The 21,782-nt window shown below is 60.2% G+C and carries 16 protein-coding genes; 5 read left to right on the top strand and 11 right to left on the bottom strand.

Annotated features, from left to right (window positions below; translation table 11 throughout):
- Positions 1 to 5 precede the first annotated feature (5 nt).
- Positions 6 to 4,115: a neuraminidase-like domain-containing protein gene (locus HU755_RS14520; protein ID WP_186633731.1), complete on the top strand. Its 4,110-nt coding sequence runs from the start codon at positions 6 to 8 to the stop codon at positions 4,113 to 4,115.
- Positions 4,108 to 8,169, top strand: a complete 4,062-nt coding sequence (locus HU755_RS14515; RefSeq protein ID WP_186633728.1) for an Ig-like domain-containing protein — start codon at positions 4,108 to 4,110, stop codon at positions 8,167 to 8,169. The genes HU755_RS14520 and HU755_RS14515 overlap by 8 nt, the downstream gene beginning before the upstream one ends.
- Positions 8,170 to 8,178: 9 nt before the next feature.
- On the opposite strand, the gene HU755_RS14510 is transcribed toward HU755_RS14515, so the two are convergent.
- From HU755_RS14510 to HU755_RS14485, 6 genes are read right to left on the bottom strand one after another with little or no spacing between them, the layout of a single operon-like run.
- Positions 8,179 to 9,510 carry a DUF58 domain-containing protein gene (locus tag HU755_RS14510; protein WP_186633726.1) on the bottom strand — a complete coding sequence of 444 codons (1,332 nt, stop codon included), beginning with the start codon at positions 9,508 to 9,510 and terminating at the stop codon, positions 8,179 to 8,181.
- Positions 9,507 to 10,508 carry a MoxR family ATPase gene (locus HU755_RS14505; RefSeq protein WP_186633723.1) on the bottom strand — a complete coding sequence of 334 codons (1,002 nt, stop codon included), beginning with the start codon at positions 10,506 to 10,508 and terminating at the stop codon, positions 9,507 to 9,509. The genes HU755_RS14510 and HU755_RS14505 overlap by 4 nt, the downstream gene beginning before the upstream one ends.
- The gene (locus HU755_RS14500; RefSeq protein WP_186633720.1) at positions 10,505 to 11,668 is read right to left on the bottom strand and encodes a DUF4350 domain-containing protein; all 1,164 of its coding nucleotides are present in this window, start codon (positions 11,666 to 11,668) and stop codon (positions 10,505 to 10,507) included. The genes HU755_RS14505 and HU755_RS14500 overlap by 4 nt, the downstream gene beginning before the upstream one ends.
- A complete protein-coding gene (locus tag HU755_RS14495) occupies positions 11,665 to 13,221 on the bottom strand; it encodes a DUF4129 domain-containing protein (RefSeq protein WP_186633717.1) in 1,557 nt (518 codons plus the stop codon). The genes HU755_RS14500 and HU755_RS14495 overlap by 4 nt, the downstream gene beginning before the upstream one ends.
- Complete coding sequence (locus tag HU755_RS14490; RefSeq protein ID WP_186633714.1) at positions 13,208 to 14,185, bottom strand: stage II sporulation protein M; 978 nt, start codon at positions 14,183 to 14,185, stop codon at positions 13,208 to 13,210. The genes HU755_RS14495 and HU755_RS14490 overlap by 14 nt, the downstream gene beginning before the upstream one ends.
- The gene (locus tag HU755_RS14485; RefSeq protein WP_186633711.1) at positions 14,182 to 14,895 is read right to left on the bottom strand and encodes an RDD family protein; all 714 of its coding nucleotides are present in this window, start codon (positions 14,893 to 14,895) and stop codon (positions 14,182 to 14,184) included. The genes HU755_RS14490 and HU755_RS14485 overlap by 4 nt, the downstream gene beginning before the upstream one ends.
- Positions 14,896 to 15,218: 323 nt before the next feature.
- Here HU755_RS14485 and sbcB point away from each other — a divergent pair, with 323 nt between their 5' ends.
- Positions 15,219 to 16,649 carry an exodeoxyribonuclease I gene (gene sbcB / locus HU755_RS14480; protein WP_186633707.1) on the top strand — a complete coding sequence of 477 codons (1,431 nt, stop codon included), beginning with the start codon at positions 15,219 to 15,221 and terminating at the stop codon, positions 16,647 to 16,649.
- Between the two features lie 97 nt (positions 16,650 to 16,746).
- Here sbcB and mvaT read toward each other — a convergent pair whose 3' ends face one another.
- A complete protein-coding gene (gene mvaT, locus HU755_RS14475) occupies positions 16,747 to 17,124 on the bottom strand; it encodes a histone-like nucleoid-structuring protein MvaT (protein WP_186550510.1) in 378 nt (125 codons plus the stop codon).
- Positions 17,125 to 17,460: 336 nt separating this feature from the next.
- Between mvaT and purU the strand changes: the two genes are divergently transcribed.
- Together purU and HU755_RS14465 are read left to right on the top strand one after the other, a co-directional pair.
- Complete coding sequence (gene purU, locus HU755_RS14470) at positions 17,461 to 18,309, top strand: formyltetrahydrofolate deformylase (RefSeq protein ID WP_186550512.1); 849 nt, start codon at positions 17,461 to 17,463, stop codon at positions 18,307 to 18,309.
- Positions 18,310 to 18,391: 82 nt separating this feature from the next.
- Positions 18,392 to 18,568 carry a hypothetical protein gene (locus HU755_RS14465; protein ID WP_186550514.1) on the top strand — a complete coding sequence of 59 codons (177 nt, stop codon included), beginning with the start codon at positions 18,392 to 18,394 and terminating at the stop codon, positions 18,566 to 18,568.
- On the opposite strand, the gene HU755_RS14460 is transcribed toward HU755_RS14465, so the two are convergent.
- From HU755_RS14460 to HU755_RS27475, 4 genes are all read right to left on the bottom strand, one after another.
- Positions 18,552 to 19,550 carry a lysylphosphatidylglycerol synthase transmembrane domain-containing protein gene (locus HU755_RS14460; protein ID WP_186633704.1) on the bottom strand — a complete coding sequence of 333 codons (999 nt, stop codon included), beginning with the start codon at positions 19,548 to 19,550 and terminating at the stop codon, positions 18,552 to 18,554. The two genes, HU755_RS14465 and HU755_RS14460, sit on opposite strands and share 17 nt — an antisense overlap.
- Positions 19,547 to 20,326: a DUF2334 domain-containing protein gene (locus HU755_RS14455; RefSeq protein WP_186633701.1), complete on the bottom strand. Its 780-nt coding sequence runs from the start codon at positions 20,324 to 20,326 to the stop codon at positions 19,547 to 19,549. Before HU755_RS14455 ends, HU755_RS14460 begins: the two co-directional genes overlap by 4 nt.
- The gene (locus HU755_RS14450) at positions 20,319 to 21,410 is read right to left on the bottom strand and encodes a glycosyltransferase family 1 protein (protein ID WP_186633979.1); all 1,092 of its coding nucleotides are present in this window, start codon (positions 21,408 to 21,410) and stop codon (positions 20,319 to 20,321) included. The genes HU755_RS14455 and HU755_RS14450 overlap by 8 nt, the downstream gene beginning before the upstream one ends.
- Positions 21,411 to 21,659: 249 nt before the next feature.
- Positions 21,660 to 21,782 (bottom strand): hypothetical protein (locus HU755_RS27475; RefSeq protein WP_238350001.1); only part of this gene is annotated, 123 nt, incomplete at its 5' end.

Below are 21,782 nucleotides of genomic sequence, written 5' to 3'. Positions count from 1 at the left end.
GGATCATGACAGTGAGCAACCTTAGGGAGCTGCTGGAAAAACGCCGTTCGGCGCTGCTTGAATATTGCATCGGCAGAGCGGGCAGAGAGCATTATCCTTTCCTGAGAACGCCGGCAGATCTGTTCGAATTGCTGCGCATGGATCCGCTGGATACTTACCAGGTGCAGAGCTCGTGGGTGGCCGAAGCAACGAGTTGTGCTCAGCAGTACATCCATGCGGTCTATCGCAAGCTGGAACCCGGATTTGAGAAGCAGGAGTTCGACAAGCGTCACTTGCTCGAATGGGAACTCTATAACAACTACCCCGACTGGGCAGCAGTGCAGATGATTGCGTGCTACCCGGAAAACTTCATCAATCCGTTTGTGCGTCTGCGCAAGACCAGCCTGTTCAAGAATCTGGAAAACAACCTCAACCAGGCGCGCTTGAGCGACGATTCCGTGCAGGCGGCATTGCAGGAATATCTGCAGGAATTCGAGCAAACCTGCGACCTGGACGTGATCAGTTGCTACATGGACGGGACGACGCCTGCCAGAGCCGATTATTACTTTGTCGGGCGCCAGCGAGTGCAGCCGTTCCAGTATTTCTGGCGCAAGGCCGAGATTGAACTGGGTACCACCAGCACGGCGGTCAATCCGGCGGCCTGGAGTGAATGGCAAGCGGTGGATATCCCGACTGCCGACCAGGTGCTGGATGTCCGCCCGGTGTTCTGGAATGGCCGCCTGTGCCTGGTCTGGGCGCAGTGGCGCGACAAAGTCATCGCTCGGGAAGAGACGGATTCTGTCCCGTACAAACTGGATATCAACCTGGCGTTCAAGACGCAGAGTGGCCAATGGTCGCCGCCGTTGAATGTTCACAGCTCGGAGCACGATCATGCACTTGCGCCGGGCACACGCTTGATTGCGAGCGTGCGCATCGATTACCTGAATCCCAAGGGCAAGCTGGGTATTTTGATGACGGGCAGGTTTACTGAGGTAAAGCTTGCAGACTTCTGGGTGCATGCGGTTTACGACGTGCTGATGCGCCCCGATCCCTATGATCCCGGCGACTGGCTGGCGCAGGCGTTGAATCGATTCATCAGTCGCGAAACCGTGCAACATTCGCTGAACAGTCAAGTGCCGGTGATAACCCGTACGAAGCCTGCGGGTAGCCTCACACCGTACCTGGGTCTGCAAGTGACGGCTCTGCGGGTATTTGATGAGGTTGACAAGCGTGAAAAAGATGTACTGACCGTGCGTGGTTTTTGCTGGCCTACGGGGCTGCCCTCCGGGCAGCAAGAGCTGACACTCGAGCTGCTGCTGCCAGCGGGTGGAGACCCGGCACCGATAAAGATGAATTTCGATCAGGCGGGCGGCTGGGTCACCGAGCCGCTGACCTTCAAGCGGGACGAAAGCACATGGCCGAATCCGAGCACTTTTTCATTTGGATCCTCCACTGCCGCGCTGGGAGTAAAGCTGTTTGATCTGACGGTCATCGATCTGCTGGACTTCGTCCCAGTGACGCTGCACAAAAACAGCGTCGATGCTGCACAGTTTCTATCCTTCAATCAGGATAAGCTGAAGCTGAAGTTTGTCCGGCTCAACTCATTGTTTGGCTCGGAGTTGGTGCGCAGTTCGCATATTTCCGTCGATGCTGTACTGGACTGGCACCTGCAGTTCATTCAGGAGCCTGCGCCGGTCGGACATAGTGTCGATGAACCCAATGGTGCCTTCAACGGCGCCAATGGTTTGTGCTTCTATGAGCTGTTTTTTCACCTGCCGCATTTGATGGCGACGCGCTTGCGCGATGAAGATCGCTTCCGGGAGGCGCAACGCTGGCTACACTACGTGTTCGATCCCCAGGCGCCTGCCGACCCGCTCGACGATCCAGCCTTTCCCAATCCGAAACCAGCGTACTGGCGTTGCCGGCCTCTGGACGTCAAAAAGGGTTCCGGGGATCCTGGGTGTGAGAGCCAGAACCCCACGGATCCGGATGCTATTGGCTATGCGGCGCCGGCGCATTTCCAGATCCTGATGTTCACCGAATACGTGAAAAACCTGATGGCCTGGGGCGACTGGTATTACCGGCAACTGACCCGTGACAGTCTGGTGGCGGCCAAGTTGTGCTACGTCCAGGCCGGCTTTCTGATGGGCAAGGCGCCTACCGCCAACACGGCCACCCGCTGGAAAACCGACACGGTTGCAAGCCTCCTGGCCCAAAGCGCCTCGCGGCCCTGGCTCGAAGCCTTGGAACAGGAGCTGGACTTCAGTCTGGAGGACTATCCCGCCGCCTCCGACATACCGCCGATGCTCGGGTTGCTGGGGTGCGAGCCCTTTAAAATTCCCATCAATCAAAGGCTGCTTGACCTGTTTGCCGCGCCTGAACTTCGGCTGCATAACTTGCGTAACAATCTCACTCTCGACGGCACGCCCTTGTACATTCTGCTGTTCAGTCCGCCCACGGACCCGAATCAATTGCTGCGCGATCTGGCGGCCGGTGGCGCGGCCGGGCCGAGACCGATGGGCGGGCGACTGGTGGTCAATGCTTTCCGTTGGCGCGTGACATTCGAAGTCGCATTGCGAGCGGTGCAGGCATTGCAGGAGTACGGCAATCAGGTACTCAGTCTGCTGGAGCGCCGCGATCGCGCCGAACAGGAAGAGTTGCAGCAAAGTCATCTGGTCGAACTGGGTCACTATGCCCAGACGCTTCAGGAACAGTCCATCGCCCAGTTGGAGGCCTCTGTGACGGCGCTGCAGCAGAACCGGGCACTGGCGCAAGAGCGGGCCAGCGCTTACGCAGCGCGTTACGACGAAAACGTTTCTGCCATCGAGTATCAGGTCATGGCAAGCCTGAGCCAGTCGAAATCCCTGGCGTTGCAATCCAGGATCCTGAAAACCGCAGGAGGCGTCGTCGCGGCGTTGCCAAAAATCTTTGGCATGTCCAATGGCGGCTTCAAACCCGAGCATGCGCTGGATGCCGCTGCTTTTGCCTTGGAGGTCAATTCGTCATTGCTGCAAATCGACGCCGACCGACAGGCCACCACTGAAGGATACCGTCGGCGCCGCGGTGACTGGGCACTGCAACGCAATCAGGCGTTGGCGGAAGTGCGTGCCATCGATGCGCAGATTGTTGCGCAGGGCCACGCGGTCAGCGCGGCACGAACCAGCCTGGAACAGGCCGTGAGGGCCAACAGCCAGGTATTGACGGTGTTCAACTACCTGAAAAAACGCGCGGCCAACGCCGAGTTATTTGACTGGATGCTTGGTCAGCTCAAGGCGCTCCATTATCAGGCCTACGATGCGGTCATCAGTCTGTGCCTCAGCGCTCAGGCCTCGCTGGCTGCCGAAACCGGAGACTACGATGCACAAGCACCCTTGCCTCAGGTCTGGCTCGATCACCGCTATGGTCTGACCGCCGGTGACCAACTGCGTCACTTCATGATGGGTCTTGAGCAAAAATACGTGCAAAGCCGGGAGCGGCGCCTGGAATTGGTAAAAACCATCTCCTTGCGGCAGTTGTTCGAGGATTCGATCGATCGTCAAGCCGGCATTGCCGACTGGGCGCAAGCGTTGCAGCAACTGCGCGAAACGGGCGTGCTCGAATTCAAACTGACCCAACTGCTGTTTGATCGTGATTACCCGGGCCATTTCTGCCGGCAGATCAGTGCGGTAGAGATCGATCTGCCCGTGCTGACCGGACCGTTCGAAGATGTGCGGGCGACCTTGCTCCAGATCAGCAGCATGACGGCTACCCGGCCAACCACGCAGTCTGTGCAGTATTTGCATGACCCTTCAGGGGTAGCGCCTCTGGATGTGCTGATCAACCTGCGCAGCGCCCAGCAGATCGCGTTGTCGAAGGGGATTGCCGACGACGGCATGACCCACGTGAAACCTGATGAAGGGTTGCTCAATCCGTTTGAAAACACTGGTGTGATCTCTCGTTGGAGACTGACTTTCCCTTGGCCGAAGAAACAACCGCAAGCCGGCATGCTTCAGTCGTTGCCCGACATCATTATGCGTATTCGCTATACCGCCAAGCCTGGTGAACCCACCTTCGAGCAAAAAGTCGCAGATCTGGTCACCCAGGCTGAAACCCCTGGCCTGAATAGGCCCGGCAAAGGAGTGAGCAGTCATGACTGAACCCGCCATCCAGGCGAATGAAAGTCTGGTACGCAATGGTTATTTCACCGAGGCGCTCAGTGAGTGGAGGCGTAAAGGAATCGTCGGCCGGGGCAGTGAAATGTATGAAGGGTGGTTAACCGCATTTATGGAGCTAAATGCCGGGGGCTCGGCCACTCAGGTCATTACGCTCCCTAAAACATCCGCTGCCAACGCGAGTTACCGGTTTTCGTTTCTGTGCGAGCTGCGCAAAGGGGCGCAATGGTCGGGACAACCAGGCTGTTTGCGCATCCTCAATGGTGATGACGAACTGCTGAGACTGGAACTTGTCGAGGGGCACGATCGCGACCCCGAGCAAGATCAGGCACGCCTGGCGGAGGGGCAGCCGCTGGTTTTCGAGCCGCTTTACTATGAGGCCTCACTGGATCCTTTTGGCTTGGTCAGCGGTGACAAGATAACCGTGGAGGTCAACGGTGTTCCGGCCAATCCGCCAGATAATCGCTCGTCAGTCTGCATCACTCACATTGACCTCCAATTGAAGCTGGAGGCATTGGAACTCAAGGAAATAGATCTGGATGAACAAACCTTGGCACCGGGTTCAACCGTGTATCTGTGCCTGGGGGCCTCGCTCGGTAGCGGCCAGGGCAACCCACTTTACATGCCGCACAATCTGTCCGTTAAACCTGTGCCAGGCAACGCCTGGCTGGATACCAAAACTGCCTTGATCCAGCACGGTAACCCGATGGAAGCGGTTAAGGCCACCCCTGATTGGGGCGTCGAACATGAACTGACGTCGCGTTGGGTACTCGACTGCCCGGTAATCGGTGAAGAAAAAAGTCACGACTTCTCGATCAGCCTGGTTAATCAGTACAACGCTGAACCTTATGTAATCGATGTGTCGTTGGGACATCACCGTCTGGCTATCCGCAACGTGCAGGAAGCGGCTTATTACCCCGTTCTGGAATTGAAACAAAGTGTCCAGTTGGGCGTGCAAGTCATCTCGTTCTACACCAGTCAGGCGCTTGATGACCGGCAGGTCAGGTGGACGAGTGCAGCGCAGGGATTGCTGGGCACCGGCACTACCAATGAACAGGGTTGGGTGTACTTCGATTTTGTCCCTGAGCAAGCGGGCAAATTTGTCATCACGGCGTCGGTCGACAGCCCTTACTACGCCAGTGGCGAGGTGACTCACGAATTTCCGGTGACAGTGCTGCAAACCGATCCCTGGAACGAGTTGCGTTGCGTTGTCGAGGAGCAAGTTACCCTCTGGAATGTAACCGGCTATCCCAATCGTGGCACCGATTATCCCTTCGTCGTGCATTGGCCGGTCGGCAGTGCTTTGCTGGGGACTGCCCTGTCGTTGCACTGGAGCGGCGTCGGATATGAAGAGCTGAAGGTCACGATCGCCCCGCCCCTCAAGCAACCGGTCGCCTTCGATGGGGACGATACTGTCTGGACGCTGGCCTGCGAGGACTGGCTCGACGGCCGCTTTGGACTGTCACTGGTCTGCTCGAAGCTGTTGTTGCCATCGCCGCGTAAACCCATGTCGCTGGCGCGCAACAAGGTCAGGATCGTTGACACGCGCGGACCGAACCTTTCGCCGGTAGTCGAGGACTCTGGAAAGACATTGATGCGGGTGCAGGTGGTGCATGTCACCGACAAGGGGGCCGGTGAGCCAGTGATTGATGCGCTGGTCGACTGGCAGACACCCGAGAGTATTGTCACGTCTCGTACCGGCAGTGGGGGCTGGGCCAGCCTGTACTACCAGCCCTTGACGGCTTTGAACAACGAGCCAGTCAGCGCAAGGGTCAGTGCCTACGAAGGCGGACCGGTAGATGAACACCTGTTTTTTGTTACGGCGTTTGAACGCGACGAGTGGAAAGACAAGATCAGCATCACCTTTGATGGCGGGCGACCTACCCAGGCAGGAATCGTTTGCAAGCGGGGCCAGACGCATATCCTGGCGGTCCGCGCGCTTGCTGACAGCCCGCTGATTGGCCAGGCAATCACGCTTGAATGGCGGGATGAAAAACCGGAGATCGGTCTGGAGGTGGGCGACCTGGGCGTACCCAAAATATTGCGCGAAGGGGAGGAACTGGAATGGACGTTCAGTTCTGATCGTATTGGAAGTACCAGCAGTATTTTCGAGGTGCAGTTGATGACCGACACTCTCGTGGATCGAGAGTTTTTTTGCCGACTGTTATCAACCGACATTCATGACGAAATGACCGTGGTCCTGGATCAACTGACCGACCTGAGAGGGCAGCCGCTCTTTCCGTGTATTGGCGCTGTGCATCGCTATATCTTCCGTACAAATGCGCTGAGTCCCTTGGTGGGTCTCGCCATCGATCTGGTATGGAGTGGAAGCTCGGCCGAAGAGCTTGGAATCGCATTGAACCCACCACCGAAAAGCGTAAATATCGTAGATGACAGCGGGTTTTCCTGGACGCTGGACTGTTCAAAAAGTACGCACCCCGGGGTGTTCAATATTTATTTCACCAGTCCCTCTGGCTCGAGCGACGTTAACAAAATGTCCCTGGCCCACAATAAAATCACGATTGAGGACGCACGCGGAACTGCGGTGGATCCGGTCATTGGACAAGAGCCAGCGTGGATGTGGCTGAAAGTAAGCTCCCCCTTTCTCCCCGATCTGGCTTTGGATCAAATACCTGTTCAATGGACGGTGGACGGCAACACCAAGGAGCATACGACGGGCGCCGACGGCTGGAGTGGTTTTCCCGTTGTGCCAGACATCCCAGGTGAGCAGGTGGTGACCGCGTCGATTCGCAGCCCTTATGACGGTTTCGAAGAAAGTCGCTCGATGAAAGTCGTATCGCTGGCGGAGGATCCGTGGGCCGGGTTTGAATACAGTTTCGACTCCAGGCCATTCAAGCCGTTGGGGCAAAGCACTGAGTTCCCGCGGCGCAATGGTCAGCACAACCTGCGCGTGAGAGTCACGGATGGCAACGCCTTGCTTGATCAATACCTGACATTGGGAATGACGGGCACCGGGCCGACGAAGCTAGGCATACGCTTTAAGGAACCACGTCTGGGTGAACCCCGGTTGTTTTCAGGCGCTGGAATGACCTATCAGTTTGAGGCAAGCGACGTCATGGATGGGAGTTTTGCCTTGCTCTTTTCCTCTGCTCGGTTGGCGCGTTTGTCTCCTGTTATTGCAATGTCTCTGGGGCAGGGCAAACAGACGGTGAAAATTGCGGAACGTTCGCGAAGCAGTCAGACGCTGTTGTGGGGCGAGGCTGTGTCGGAGCAGATCACGCTTGTTTCCGCTATCAGTGGCAGGCCTATGGCTGGGATGAAGGTCCTTTGGCACAGTCCGGACCTTGGCGAGGTGACCACCACGACCAATTTCCATGGCGAGGCGCGGGTTCGGTTTGTGCCCACGACACCGGGAGCGGCGCAACTGACCGCCACGGTGGGTGGTGAGCAATATTCGGAGTCGATTTCGTTGCCGTTTTTTCTGCACGAGCCTCGAGAAATCAAAGAACTGCTCAGCGACTCTCTCTCCGGTTATCCGGGGCAACAGATGACAGCACAGGCGCTGGTGGTGTCGGCAATCACTGGGGAACCATTGGCCAATGTCGAAGTGATGTGGGAGTACGACGATACGCCATTGCCGGAAACAATGACGGGGGACGATGGCAGGGCGACGGTTCGTTTTACCTTGACGGTGTCGGGGGAGGCCTCGTTATCGGCAACGGTAAAAGGAGGTCGGAGTGGCTGGGAGGTGGCAAGTTTGTTGACGACTGTCAATGAGGAACTTCCTGCGGCAGTGGCCTCAGTGACTGCCTCGCCAAATCCCGTTCCAGTTGAGACCTACGTAACCCTGACGGCACTAATCGTGGCCAGGGAATCGCGGGAGCCAATGCCGGGTCGCAGAATCTTCGTTTCCCTCAACGGGTTGCAACCCTACATAAGCGCTACTGATCAGCGCGGGCAACACCAGACTCATTTCAGGCCGATGCGCGTGACGGAACAGGTCTCGCTTCGCGTCGAAGTCAACAATGGTGATGGGACCTCGGACAGCGGTTTTGTCGAGGTCAGAGTCATCAATTGACGTGAACCCTCAAATGGCAGCGCTCCTTTTCCAGCCGAGGTATTGCGTTACCAGTTCGGCGCCCAGCTCGGCGGGCCGTACATCCACCACCTGAACTCCATGAGCGCTCAACCGCTCATGGAGTTCTGCGCGCTCATTCAAATAGCTTGCGGTGCCACAGTAGGCCAGCGCTTCGGGCAGGGTTTGCACCGGTGCATGGCGTAGCGTATCGAGTGCTGCTTCGCGCAGACTCGCGACCAGCACACGATGTCGGGTACTCAGGCGCTTCACCGCGTTCAGCAGTCCGTCATCGTCTTCCTCGCGCAGGTTGGTGATCAACACCACGAGTGCACGGCGTGTCTGACGAGTCAGCAACTGGTTGGCCGCCGCCTGATAGTCGGCGGCGCGCTGGCTGCTGTCGAGATCGTAAATCCTGTTGAGCAAGACATTGAGCTGCCCTCTGCCCTTGACCGGTGCGACATGGCGCGGTGGATCGCTGGCAAAGGTACTCAGGCCCACCGCATCGCCCTGGCGCAGCGCCACATAACCGAGCAGCAGACAGGCATTGAGCGCGTGATCGAAGTGCGACAGCTCATCGTCCTGGCTGCGCATACGGCGGCCGCAGTCGAGCATGAAGATAATCTGTTGGTCGCGCTCGTCCTCGTACTCACGGGCGATCGGCGTGCGCTGGCGGGCGGTGGCTTTCCAGTCGATCTGGCGCAGGCTGTCGCCTTCGCGAAACTCGCGCAATTGATGGAATTCAACACCCAGTCCACGGCGTTGCCGCTGGCGTACGCCCAGCTGGCTCAGCCAGTTGTCCACGGCCAGCAGCTCACCGCCGTAAAGTCGGGCGAAATCAGGGTACACGCGAGTCTGGTCGATTACGCTGAGCAGGCGCTTGCCCGACCACAGACCCAGCGGGCTCGGCAAGTTCACTTCACAGCGCTCGAAGCAGAAGTGGCCGCGCTTGAGCGGGCGCACGCGGTAGCTGATCCGGCTGGATTGCCCGGCCTTCAACTCGACGTTCAACGGCAGGTTTTCGAAACTCAGGCCGTCCGGGACATGGTCGAAAAGCTGCAGGTGCAGTGACGCGGCGAAGTCGTGTTCAACCTGCAGCTGCACCTCGCCCCAGCGACCCAGCGCGAGGCTGCCGGGCAACTGCCGTTTGACGCGGGGCGAGGGCCGCCGTTTGAGCCGCAGCGCGTCGAGCAGCGCCAATGCCAGCAGGGCCAGCAGCAAGCCCCAATTGATTGAAACCAGGCTGGGCGGGATATCGGCACCCAGGGCCTGCAACGTGCCGAGCACGAGGCTGATGACCAGCAGCAAGGCGAGCCAGATCAGCAGCAGGCGCGAGGGTTTCACAGGCGCGGCGCCGGCACTTGGTCGAGCATTTGCGCGAGCACTTGATCGATCTGCAGGCCTTCGATATCGAGTTCCGGCGCGAGGCGCACGCGGTGGCGCAGTACCGCCAATGCACAGCCCTTGACGTCATCCGGAATCACGAATTCGCCACCGCGCAGCAACGCCCGGGCGCGGGCACACCGCACCAGCGCAATCGAGGCCCGTGGTCCGGCGCCGAGCGTCAGTCCCGGCCAGGTGCGCGTGCTGCGTGCCAGTCGTACGGCGTAATCGAGTACCTGATCATCCAGCGGCAAGTCACTGGCGATGCGCTGCAAGGCTTGCACGTCCTTGGCCTGCAACACCGTGCGCAGGGGTTGCACATCGAGCATGTCGGCGCGGGTCGAACGACAGACCTGGCGCACCATGTTCAACTCCTGATCCGCGTCGGGGTAGTCCATGCGCACCTTGAGCATGAAACGGTCAAGCTCGGCTTCCGGCAGGGGATAGGTGCCTTCCTGTTCAATCGGGTTTTGCGTGGCGAGCACCATGAACGGTTGCGCGATCGGTAACGCCCTGCCTTCGAGGGTGACCTGACGCTCCTGCATTGCTTCGAGCAGCGCTGCCTGGGTTTTCGCCGGGGCGCGGTTGATCTCGTCGGCCAGCAACAGGTGGGTGAACACCGGGCCCTTGCGCAGCTTGAACTGCTCGGTCTGCAGGTCGTAAACGGCGTGACCGGTGACGTCGCTGGGCATCAGATCCGGAGTGAATTGAATCCGCGCGAACTCGCCGCCGAAGCAGCGCGCCAAGGCCCGCACCAGCAGGGTCTTGCCCAGTCCCGGCACACCTTCGAGCAGCACATGGCCGCCAGCGATCAGCGCCGTCAACACGTCGTCGATCACGGCGCTCTGGCCGATCAGCGCTTTGTGCAACTCGCTGCGCACTGCCTGCGCCAGTTGACTGGCGCGCTGACGTTGCTGGGCCGCATGACTGGCGCTGCCGGGCTCGATGTGTTCACTCATAGCGTGTTCCTCAAGGTTTGCAGGTGGGCCACCTGACGGCAGAACTCGGCGCTGGACAGACGCAGGTTCCGGACCGGGCTCAGGGCCTGACTGATAGCGCGGGTGGGCTGGCGCGTGAGGCGCGATAGCGCCAGCCATTGTTCGGCAACGTTCAACTGATCGAAACCCGGGTGGCGGCGTCTGGCGCGACGCAGCACGTCCTGTTGCAAGGCCTGCAACAGCGCGCGCTGGCCATTGTGGCGCAGCAGGAAGTCGGCGCTGGCGCGCAGGTGTTCTTGCAACTGCCGTCGACCCGCAGGCGCAGGCATTTGCACGGGGCCGTGACGCACGCTGGCCTGCCACAACCACAGGCCGAGCAAGGCGAGCAGCGCGACCATCGCCTGCGCAAAATAGCGCCAGAGCAACGTCCACAAGCCATCGTGCGTCGTACTGAAAATCAGCGTGACGTCGGTGTCGGCGCTCAGATACCACAGTAGCCAGGCGTTGTCGTATTTGCCGATGTGCGGGTTTTTCCACAGCTCGGCATCGGTGACCACGGTGATGGTGCCGAGGCCGTACGCCAGTTGCATCATGTGCGTGGCCTTGGCGCTGTTGGCCCACGCCTGAGCAAGATTGTGCGGATCGTCGAGATGAAAATCCGTGTCGAAACCGGCGTAGGCCGGCGCGTCTTCGTCTTCCAGATACAGCTTGGTCAGCGCCGGGTAGCGATCTTTTTGCAGATCCTCTGCTGGGGCCTTGAGGTCCTTGCTCAGTGACTGCTGCACTTGCACCCGATCGAGCAACAGGTCGTGGCTTTGTTGGCTGCGCGCATCCCACAGTGACTCGGCAACAAACACCAGACGCCCGCCGGCGCGGGTCCAGTTGAGCACCTGATCGACCTCACGCGGCGTCATCCGCGCACGCTCGCCAAATAACAGCAAGGTGTGGCCGTGGGGATCGGTCTGCGGCAAGACCGCCAGCGTCTCGGCGTGGTTGACCGCGAGGCCGCGTCCGCGCAGGAACAGTTCGGCCGCCAGATAAGGGTTGGCTTGTGCGGCGGGCGAGGGACCGTGATCGATGACTTGCTGATACGGCCGGGCCTTGAGGTACAGCAGCAGGCTCAAGCCGCCGACCAGCAAAACGGCCAGCGCGCCCAGCCACCACGCGGTGCGCCGGTTCAATGCGCACGACCTTTGGCGAACAATGCACGCCAGCCGTTGCACAACTCCGCTTGCAGGTGCGCAGGCGGAATTCGGTGCCCGTAGGCCATGTTCTGCCAGTGGCCGGTCAGGCTTTTGCTGTAGGCGAGCAGGTCCGGTCGCTGCAAGTGTTCGATGCGCTTTAGTATCTGCTGCTCGGTGTCGGCGGGTTTGAGCGTCAGATCGAAGTCATGCAGCAAATGGCTCAGCAGCCCGCGGTAGAGCAGACCCAGCGCGGCACGCGGCTCGCTCAGCCACAACCGTTCGGCGCTGGCGGCGATGTCGGCGGGCAGGGTTTCGCGGCCCAGATCCAGGCCGAACACCTGTGGCGGCGCCGATGGTTGGCTGCGCTTCGGCAGATTCGGGCGGCGGCTGACGAAGGCCTGGAGAAAGTCGCGGTAGCGCCAGATCAGCCAGCCCAGCCCGGCAAGCAGCGTGGCCCACAGCAGCACTTCGATGACCTTGGCGAAGGCGTTGAGGTGTTGGCCGTCGAGCCAGTCCAGCAGGGTCTTGAGCCACTGCGGTGCGTCTCCCGCTTGGGCATCCCTGGCCGGGCTCGCCGGGTCGCCGCCAAAGCGGTAGCGGGTGACGGTTTCCTCGTTCTTGAACGGCGGTTGTTGCAGCAACGACTCGATGCTGTCACGCGAGGCCTGACTGCTCAGCGGCTGATTCAACAGGCGCGGCGCGTTCGGCGCGTCAGCGGCGCTGTCCGGCTCGGCGGCCCACGCCGGCTGCACGTTTGGCAACAACAGACAGGCCGCCAGCAACAAACCGAGTACGCCGTTATTCAGGCGTTGGCGCAAACGCCGGAAGACCAGTTCGATGTCCCAGGCTTCCAGTTGCGTGCGACGGTTCAGGTAGAGGCTGAAACCACAGGCGACATAGATCGGCCCCCACAGCACCAGGATCAGTGCATAAAAAGCATTGGTCAGGTGTTCCAGCCAATGCCAGTCCCGATCGACCGCGAACAGCAGCGACTGCCAGTCCCAGTCGGTTTCGATCTGCTGGGGCAACAGCATGTAGAACAGCAGCATCAGGCCGATCCACAGCGCGGTTTCCAGGTGCATGCCGATGATCGTCAGCCATTGCGCGGCGCCGCCGTTGCGTTGCAGCAGCACCTGTACCCGTTGCTGTCTGTCTTCGCCGCCGAGGCCTTCGAGTTGCTGCACCGGCAGCACAAAGCTGCGACTCAGACTCAGGCGCCGCCATGTCAGGCTGGCCAACAGTTGCGGCCGGAGCAAACGTGGCCATTCGCGCAAGGCTTGCTTGAGTGTCGGCGTTTCGCCAAACAGCGCTTTGGAGAGGATGTACAGCGGCAGGCGCTCATAGGCCGGCTTCAGCCACCAGAAAATAAACACCGCCAGCGACGGCGAATCCCACAGCAACAGACTGAGCAGGGCAAACAGCGGCAGGGTGAGGATCGCCCAACTGGTCATCAGCAGACGGCGATGCTGCTGGCTCATCAGCACACCCAGGTCCATGGCTTCCCAGGTCGTGCGCGGGCGGATCACTACGCTGGCGTCACTCAGGCGCATGACGGGTCCTTCCGGCGAACGACAAGTAAACCGCCACGGCCAGCCAGAGCGCGCCGCCGACCGCATATTTGGTCAGCGGTGTGACACTGGTTTTCGACGACCAATAGGCCTCGACAAACGCGGCGATCAACAGAAACAGCATGGCCCCGCACACCAGCCCGACGCTGGCACGCGCGGCCAGCCGCAGTGCCTCGCCGCGGGGCAGGCGTCCCGGAGCAATCAGCGCCCAGCCCAGCTTCAGACCGGCCGCCCCCGCCAGCGCAATGGCCGGCAATTCAAACGCTCCGTGACCGATCACGAACGACCAGAAGGTCTGGCCGAAACCGATCTCGCTGAGGTGCCCGGCCACGGCGCCGATGATCATGCCGTTGTAGAGCAGATAAAAGCCACTGCCCACGCCCATCAACAAACCGCTGGCGAAGGTCTGGAAGGCAATGCCGATGTTGTGCATCACGTAGTAGCCGAACATCACCCAATTCTCACTCGCGGCGCGCTCGGCCGAGCGTCCGAGGTGACCGGCGACGGGATCGTACATGCCTTGCATTTCGCGCACCTGCTCGGCCGGGATCAGGTTGTAGATCAGTTCGGGAAACAGATAAACCAGCACAGCGAAACCGCCCAGGCTGCCAAAGAACAGCAGGCTCGCGACTAGTATCAAGCGCCACTCCTGACGCACGCGTCGCGGGAAGTCGGCGAGGATGAACCCCAGCAGATTAGCGCCCAGATGGCTGCGGTGGCGGTAAAGCTGTTGGTGGCCGCGCAGTACTTGTTGTTGCAGCGAGTCGATCAGAAAACTGCTGTAGCCGCGTTCCTGAGCCAGGGCCAGGTGCTGGCACACGTGCCGATAAGCCTTGGGGAAACCGGTCACCTGGGCGGTGTCCTTGCCGCGTTCAAGGCGTTCGAGCGCCAGGGCGAAGCGCTCCCATTCAGCCTTGTGGCGGGTTTCGAACAGGCTTTGCTTCATGTCGGCCCCAACAAACCGCGAGCGATGCCGTTGAGTTCGGCCACGGCTTTGGGCGCGGAAATATGCAGGGGCTGGGCCAGTAAGGCCGCCAGTTCGCTGACTCGCGCCGGTGACAGTTCGGTCTGACGTTCGGCGAAACCGAGCAGGGCGCGTTGTTCGGCGAGCGTGAGGGACACCGGAGAGCGTCGCGGTTCGGCGTCAGGCAATGGAGGGCGGGCCAGCGGGCGTTCGCTGTAGACCACCAGGGTGCCGGCGGCCAGGTCGCCCAGGCGTTTGAAGGTCGGGTGTTGCAGGCAACTGATCGCGCCGAGGAAATAGCCGAACGGCAGCAGGTCGACGAACCGCAGCAGGTTACGCAACAACGAGGCCGACCAGCCGACCGGCGTGCCGTCATCGTGCACCACCCGCAGGCCCATCCATTGTTTGCCCGGCGAGCGGCCCTGACGCAGCACTTCGAACAGCACCATGTACCACCAACTGATGGCGAACAGCAGCAGCGAACCGAGGCCCATGCCCAGCTTGCCGAGAAACGCCAGGACGATAAACAACACCCCGGCGATCACTGCGCGAATACCCAGATCGATCGCAAAGGCAATGCTGCGCACCATCAGCCCGGCCGGCCGCAACGGCAGATCGATACCCTCCGGCGTTTCGACCTGATGGCGCGTATCCAGCGGTGCTGTCCTTGGCGGTGCTGTGGGTTCGAGCATGAGCTTCCTGATGTTCGCCTGTTCGGGATGCAAGTGAGCCCGATGCTAGCAGCCTCTCGGGGGGAAACGACATCACTATGTATTGCACAGGATGTAACGCCGTCAGTTAGATGTCCTTTGTGGGAGCGAGCCTGCTCGCGAATGCGGTGGGTCAGTAAGCCCATTTGCAACTGACAGAAAGCTTTCGCGAGCAGGCTCGCTCCCACAAGGGAAATGTATTTACCTGTAGGAATCTGGAGAAATTGCTGTTCGAAGGCTGCAAGACTGGCCCTTGCATCCCTGTAAAGCCTAGACTTCGCCGATCTTCAGTTCAGGACCCGCCCGTGACTTCCATCTTCTGGTACGACTACGAAACCACTGGCATCAATCCTCGTAATGATCGTCCGTTGCAAGTGGCTGGCATTCGCACCGACCACGCGCTCAACGAAATCGACGCGCCGGTCAATCTCTATTGCCAGCCCAGCGAGGACATCCTGCCGCACCCTGCCGCGTGCGCCATCACCGGGATCACCCCTGGCCAGCTCGCGGAGCACGGTTTGAGCGAAGCCGATTTCATGACTCGCGTGCATGCGCAACTCTCAGCGCCGGGCACCTGTGGCGCGGGTTACAACACCTTGCGTTTCGACGACGAGATGACCCGCTACAGCCTCTATCGAAATTTCTTCGACCCCTACGCCCGCGAGTGGCAGGGCGGCAACAGTCGCTGGGACCTGATCGATGTCGTGCGCGCGGCCTATGCATTGCGCCCCGATGGACTGGTCTGGCCAACAGATGACGAAGGCCGCGTGACGCTCAAACTCGAACGTCTGACCACCGCCAATCATATCGACCACGGGCATGCCCACGAGGCGTTGTCGGACGTGCGCGCAACGATCGCGCTGGCACGGCTGATCCGCGAGAAACAACCGCGACTGTATGACTGGCTGTTCCAGTTGCGCAGCAAACAAAAGGTCATGGACCAGATTCGCCTGTTGCAACCGATGGTGCATATTTCCGGGCGCTTCTCGGCCGCACGCAGTTACGTCGGCGTGGTGCTGCCGCTCGCCTGGCACCCGAAGAACCGCAATGCCCTGATCGTCTGCGACCTGCACCTGGACCCGCAGGGTCTGCTGGACGAGGATGCGCAAACCTTGCGTCAACGCTTGTATACCCGTCGCGAGGCATTGGCCGACGGCGAATTGCCGGTGCCGCTCAAGCTGATTCATATCAACCGCTGTCCGGTCGTCGCTCCGTTGTCGGTATTGCGCGCGCAAGATCAGCAACGCCTGGAGCTGGACATGGCGCTTTATCAGGAACGGGCGGTGCGGCTAACTGACGCACAACAAGTCTGGAGGGATAAAGTTGCAGCCATTTATGCCAGTGAAGATTTCATCCCGAGCGAAGACCCTGAGCAACAGTTGTACGACGGATTTATCGGTGATCGCGACCGGCGTCTATGTGAGCAAGTGCGAATGGCGGATCCGGCGCAATTAGCGCAAGAGCAGTGGCCTTTCGATGATGAACGTTTGCCCGAATTACTCTTTCGATATCGAGCGCGTAACTTTGCGCAGACGTTGAGTTCGGCAGAGCAAGAACGTTGGGAAATATTCTGTCGGCAACGTTTGTCGGACCCGCAAGCGGGCGCGCCAAATACCTTGGCAGCATTTATCGAGGCCGCCGAGCAATGGGCGCTTAGTGCGACACCGATGCAGAGAGAGGTGCTCAATGAATGGCAGAATTATGTCCAGGCATTACGCAAACGTTTGAATCTTTGAAATCGAACAGAGGTCCGGGCGATCGCCAGGCATAAAAAAACGCCAGCGAATGCTGGCGTTCCTTTTAGCGCAGACGGGGCTGCGCAGACGTTGCGGCTTAGCCCAGCAGGGTAGCCCAGCCTTCAACCACATCACCGCCCCACTTGGCTTTCCACTCTTTCAGAGTCTTGTGGTTGCCACCTTTGGTTTCGATGACTTCGCCGTTGTGCGGGTTTTTGTATTGTTTAACTTTGCGCGCGCGCTTGGTGCCGGTAGTTTTTACTGCGCCGCCACGAACGTTTTTGGTTTTTGCTTCCGGGTCCAGCAGCGCGATGATGTCACGCAGAGACTTGGAGTATTCGCCCATCAGGGTGCGCAGTTTGCCTTCGAATTCCAGCTCGGCTTGCAGTTTGTCGTCTTGCGACAGGTTCTTCAAACGGGCTTGCAGCTCTTTGATGGCTTCTTCGGTGGCACGGTATTCGTTGATCAAGGACATGATTACTACCTTTTGTAGAATGCTGAACGGCAGGGATACAGTGCCGCAATAATAGTCAGGCTGTTTCATCAAGTAAACATTTGTCCGAAGGTTTTATTTAATTTAGTTACGAGAATTAGCGCTGAATTGATTATTCAGTTAAATAATGTGATCCAGTCATCAGCCTATTCACAGTTATGCGATCAGTCGCTGCCTCATGCGCCATTGGCTTGACGATGAAGGGCGTCAAAAAGTCGCTTAGCCCCAGCGCTGCTCATCCCGCGGTCATCGATACTGCAGTTTTCCTGCGCAGTCGCTAGAATGGCGGCCTTTGCGAAGTTCTGGAGTTCCCCCCTCATGCGCACTTTTCGGCTGGTGATATCTTGCCCGGACCGCGTTGGCATCGTTGCCAAAGTCAGTAATTTTCTGGCAGCCCACAATGGCTGGATCACCGAAGCGAGCCACCACTCGGATAATCAGGTCGGCTGGTTTTTCATGCGTCACGAAATTCGTGCCGATTCGTTGCCGTTCGGTATCGAAGTCTTGCGCGAGAAGTTCGCGCCGATCGCTGAAGAGTTCTCGATGGACTGGCGCATCACCGACACCGAGCAGAAAAAGCGTGTGGTGTTGATGGCCAGCCGCGAATCGCACTGCCTGGCCGACCTGTTGCACCGCTGGCACAGCGATGAACTGGACTGCGAGATCTCCTGCGTGATCTCCAACCACGACGACCTGCGCAGCATGGTCGAATGGCATGGCATTCCTTATTACCACGTGCCGGTCAATCCGCAGGACAAGCAGCCGGCCTTTGCCGAGGTGTCGCGTCTGGTCAAACAGCACGACGCCGAAGTGGTGGTACTGGCGCGCTACATGCAGATCCTGCCGCCAGAACTGTGCCGTGAATACGCGCACAAGGTTATCAACATCCACCACAGCTTCCTGCCTTCGTTCGTTGGCGCCAAGCCTTATCACCAGGCGTCCCTGCGCGGCGTGAAACTGATTGGCGCGACCTGCCACTACGTCACCGAAGAGCTGGACGCCGGCCCGATCATCGAGCAGGACGTGGTCCGGGTCAGCCACAGCGACAGCATCGAAGACATGGTGCGTTTCGGTCGTGACGTCGAGAAGATGGTGCTGGCCCGCGGCCTGCGTTATCACCTCGAAGACCGCGTGCTGGTACACGGCAACAAGACCGTGGTGTTCTGATCGGACACGATGTGCTTGAAATAAGAAGGGCCTGGGCGTTGAATCGCTCAGGCCCTTTGTTATTTCTGCGCGAGAAAAACCCATGAGCGATCCACGCGACAAAGCCACGTCGAAAGCACCCGCCACCCTTGGCGAAGGTTGCCTCAGTCGCTACGATCCGGACGACATGAGCCCCGAGGACGGCACCGAGTTTCCCGGCGCCGCCGAGTTGTGGGAGCAGCTTCAGCAAGAGCCGGACGAACCTAAGAAGCCTGCCTGACTTTCAGCAACTTCTTCAGCAGCGGCTTGCCCAGCATCAACACGAACACAGGCCCACCGACCAGCAGATAAAAGTAATAGGTCACCACCCGCCAGATCAGGATGGCCGCCGCTGCGGTGGATTTACCCACCATCGGCGCGAGCAGCGCAGCCGATGTCAGTTCCGCCGCGCCCGCGCCGCCCGGCAACAGGCTGAACTGGCCCGCGCCCAGCGAAAGCATCTGCACCAGAAAGCTCCAGGCCCATTGCAACTCCGCGCCCAGCCCGCGCAAGGCCAGGTACAGCACGCTGTAACGCAGCAGCCAATGTACACAGGTCAGAGCGAAGACCTTGACCAGTGTCTGCCAGGGCAACTTCAACGTATCGGTGAACGCTGCGAGAAAGTGCAGCAGCTTGCGTGCCCAGCGGCGTCGGGTGCGGGCCGCAACATTCAGTTGCGCCAATACGCGTCCGCTCAGGCGAATCAATGCGCGGTGGTAGCGTGCAATCAATACGCAACTGAACAATCCGCCGAACAGCGAAACGGCGCTGACCATCAGCAGCCACTCCAGGCGATCGCTCAGGTGCTGGAACAACGCATAAATCAAAATCCCGCTGAGGGCGCAAAGGAAGAACAGCAAGTCGCTGAGCTGATCCATCGCGAACACCGCGCTGCCCCGTGCCGGACGTACGCCGCAACGAGCCAGCAGGGCCATGATCGTCAACGGCCCGCCGCTGCCGCCGGGTGTGGCGCAGTAGGCAAACTCGGCGGCCATGACCACGCCGAGACTTTTGAGCGGCGGTACTTGCTCACGCTGATCGCCGAGCAACAAGCGCAAGCGCAAGGTGTTGATAACCCAGCACAGCAGGATCATGCCAAACATGATCAACAGCCAGCTCAGCGGAAACCGTTGCAGGCGCGCCCAGGTTTCGCCGCCGCCGAGCACCACCGGAATCAGCACCGCCGCCAGCAGGCCGAGCAGCAATAACAGGCTGCGTTTCATGCGGCACGTTCCGATTGATTGCGCTGTCGTTGCGTGAGCCAGTCGATCTTGGTCATCGGCACGCGTCCCTCCGCCAGCAGGCGTTGCAGCGTGCGTAGCCAGTAGTCGCGGGAAAAATGGTGACGCATATCGACCGGATGCAGGCCCAGGCGAATCACCGGTGCCTGACGCCAGCGCTGTTCACGCTGGTCGCTGACGATTTTCGACACGCCGCGCCGCCAGGCACTGCGCGCACTCCAGACCAGGCCGGGGGCGGTGATTGCGGTGAAATCCGGCAAACGGTAGAGGTGGCGGGGATCGCTGGTATAGCGCAGCGGCGTTTCGCGCAGGGCCTGGCGGGTGCCGTCGCTCATCAGCCAGGCCGGGGCGACGAAACCGTGCAGCGGCCAGTCGTAGCGCTGGAATAGCTCAATGCCGGCTTGCAGGCGGGCGCGGGCGGCCTCTTGTGACAACCGGTAAAACTCGCCTTCGTGGGTATAGACCCGGCGCATGAACCAGTCGCGCGGGGTGGTCGGCGCGGGCTCGCCGTCGTCATGGTAGTAGCCGTGCAAGGCCAGTTCGTCACCACGGGCGACGCGCTCGTCGAGCAATCGCCGAAACTGCGGGTGACCGGCGAGGGCATCGCGGCGATGGAAGTCCGGCACCACCAGCCAAGTCATCGGCACGTTATCCAAGGCGTCGACGGCCTCGACGAAAGGCCGGTAATCGGCCCAGGTCGACGGGGCGACATCGTGCAAAACCAGCAGCACCGCAGGGCGGGTCGTCGATTCAAGCATTGGCCACCCGCGGCAGTGTGTGGCCGAGCACGGCGTGATAATGGCTGAGCAGGCTGTCGACCACGGTGTCCCAGGCGTAATGCCGTTCGACATGCCGGCGCGCTTGTTTGCCGAGTGTTGCACTGCCGCGACTGAACAGCTCGCGCACGGCATTGGCCATCGATTGCGGGTTGTTCGGCGCACACAGCAGGCCGCAGGCATCGTTGACGATCTCTTCGAACGCCCCGGCCGCCACTGCCACCACGGGAATCCCGCAGGCCATGGCTTCGAGGATGACCAGTCCGAAGGTTTCCTGATCGCCGGCATGCAGCAATGCGTCGGCGCTGGCAATCAATCGCGCGACCTGGGGCGCCGGGCGGAACTCATCGATCACGCTGACATTGTCCGGCACCACGGCCGGCATCGACGAGCCGACCAGCAGCAAGTGATAACGCGGACCGAGGCGTTGCATGCACTTGAGCAACACCGGGAGGTTTTTCTCCTTGGAACCGCGCCCGGCAAAAATCAGCAGACGGGTGTCCTCGGCAATGCCCAGTTCGGCGCGCAGGCCCGGATCGCGGGCATCCGGGTTAAAGGTCTGCAGGTCGACACCCAGTGGCTGTACATAGACATTGCGCACCCCGAGCCCGGTGAGCTTGTCGGCCATGACCTGGCTGGGCGCGAGGACCCGGTCGAAGTTGCCGTAGAGCCGGGTCACGTAGGCCTCGACATTCGGCGTAACCCAATGCCCCATGCGGTTGCCGACCAGTAACGGCAGGTCGGAGTGGTAAAAACCGATTACCGGCACGTCCAGCTGACGCCGGGCGTCCAGTGCCGCCCAGGCCGTCAGATAGGGATCGCCGACTTCGATCAGGTCCGGCTGCAAATCCTGCAGCACGTTGCGCCACGGCGCCAGGCGCAGGGGAAAGCGATAGCCTTTGCCGAAAGGCAGCGCGGGGGCGGGAACCGTGTAGATGCCGTCGTGTTCACCCAGGCGCGCGCCGGGGACCAGCAAGCTATGGCGAATTCCGTTTCGGTCGCCGAGGCGACGGTGTTTGGCGTCCAGATAAGTGCGTACGCCGCCGCTGGCCGGGGCGTAGAACATGGTGATGTCGGCGATATGCACGGTGAGCAACCCTCCGCTGTGTTGTTCTCCCTTGGTTGACCGTTATCCAGAATAGATGTTCGGTCGGGATTGCGCGGTGGGGTGTCAGTCGGTTTTTTGTGTTGTTTGAAGGGCCGTCTTCGCGAGCAGGCTCGCTCCCACAGGGATCTTTGGTGTTTACACAATTTGTGTTGCAACACAAGACACTGTGGGAGCGAGCCTGCTCGCGAAGAGGCCGGTAGGTGCGCCTCAGATTTTGAAGCTGCCTACCAATTGCTTCAACCGCGAAGCCTGCTGCTCCAGATCCGAACACGCGCGCAACGTCGCCTGCAGGTTTTCTACGCCTTCCTGGTTCAGGGTGTTGATCTCGGT

The sequence above is a fragment of the Pseudomonas sp. SWRI111 genome (assembly GCF_014268555.1).
Lineage (GTDB): Bacteria > Pseudomonadota > Gammaproteobacteria > Pseudomonadales > Pseudomonadaceae > Aquipseudomonas > Aquipseudomonas hamedanensis.
Note: the sequence above shows the minus strand (reverse complement) of the source record. Positions and strands in the feature narration are given on the sequence as shown.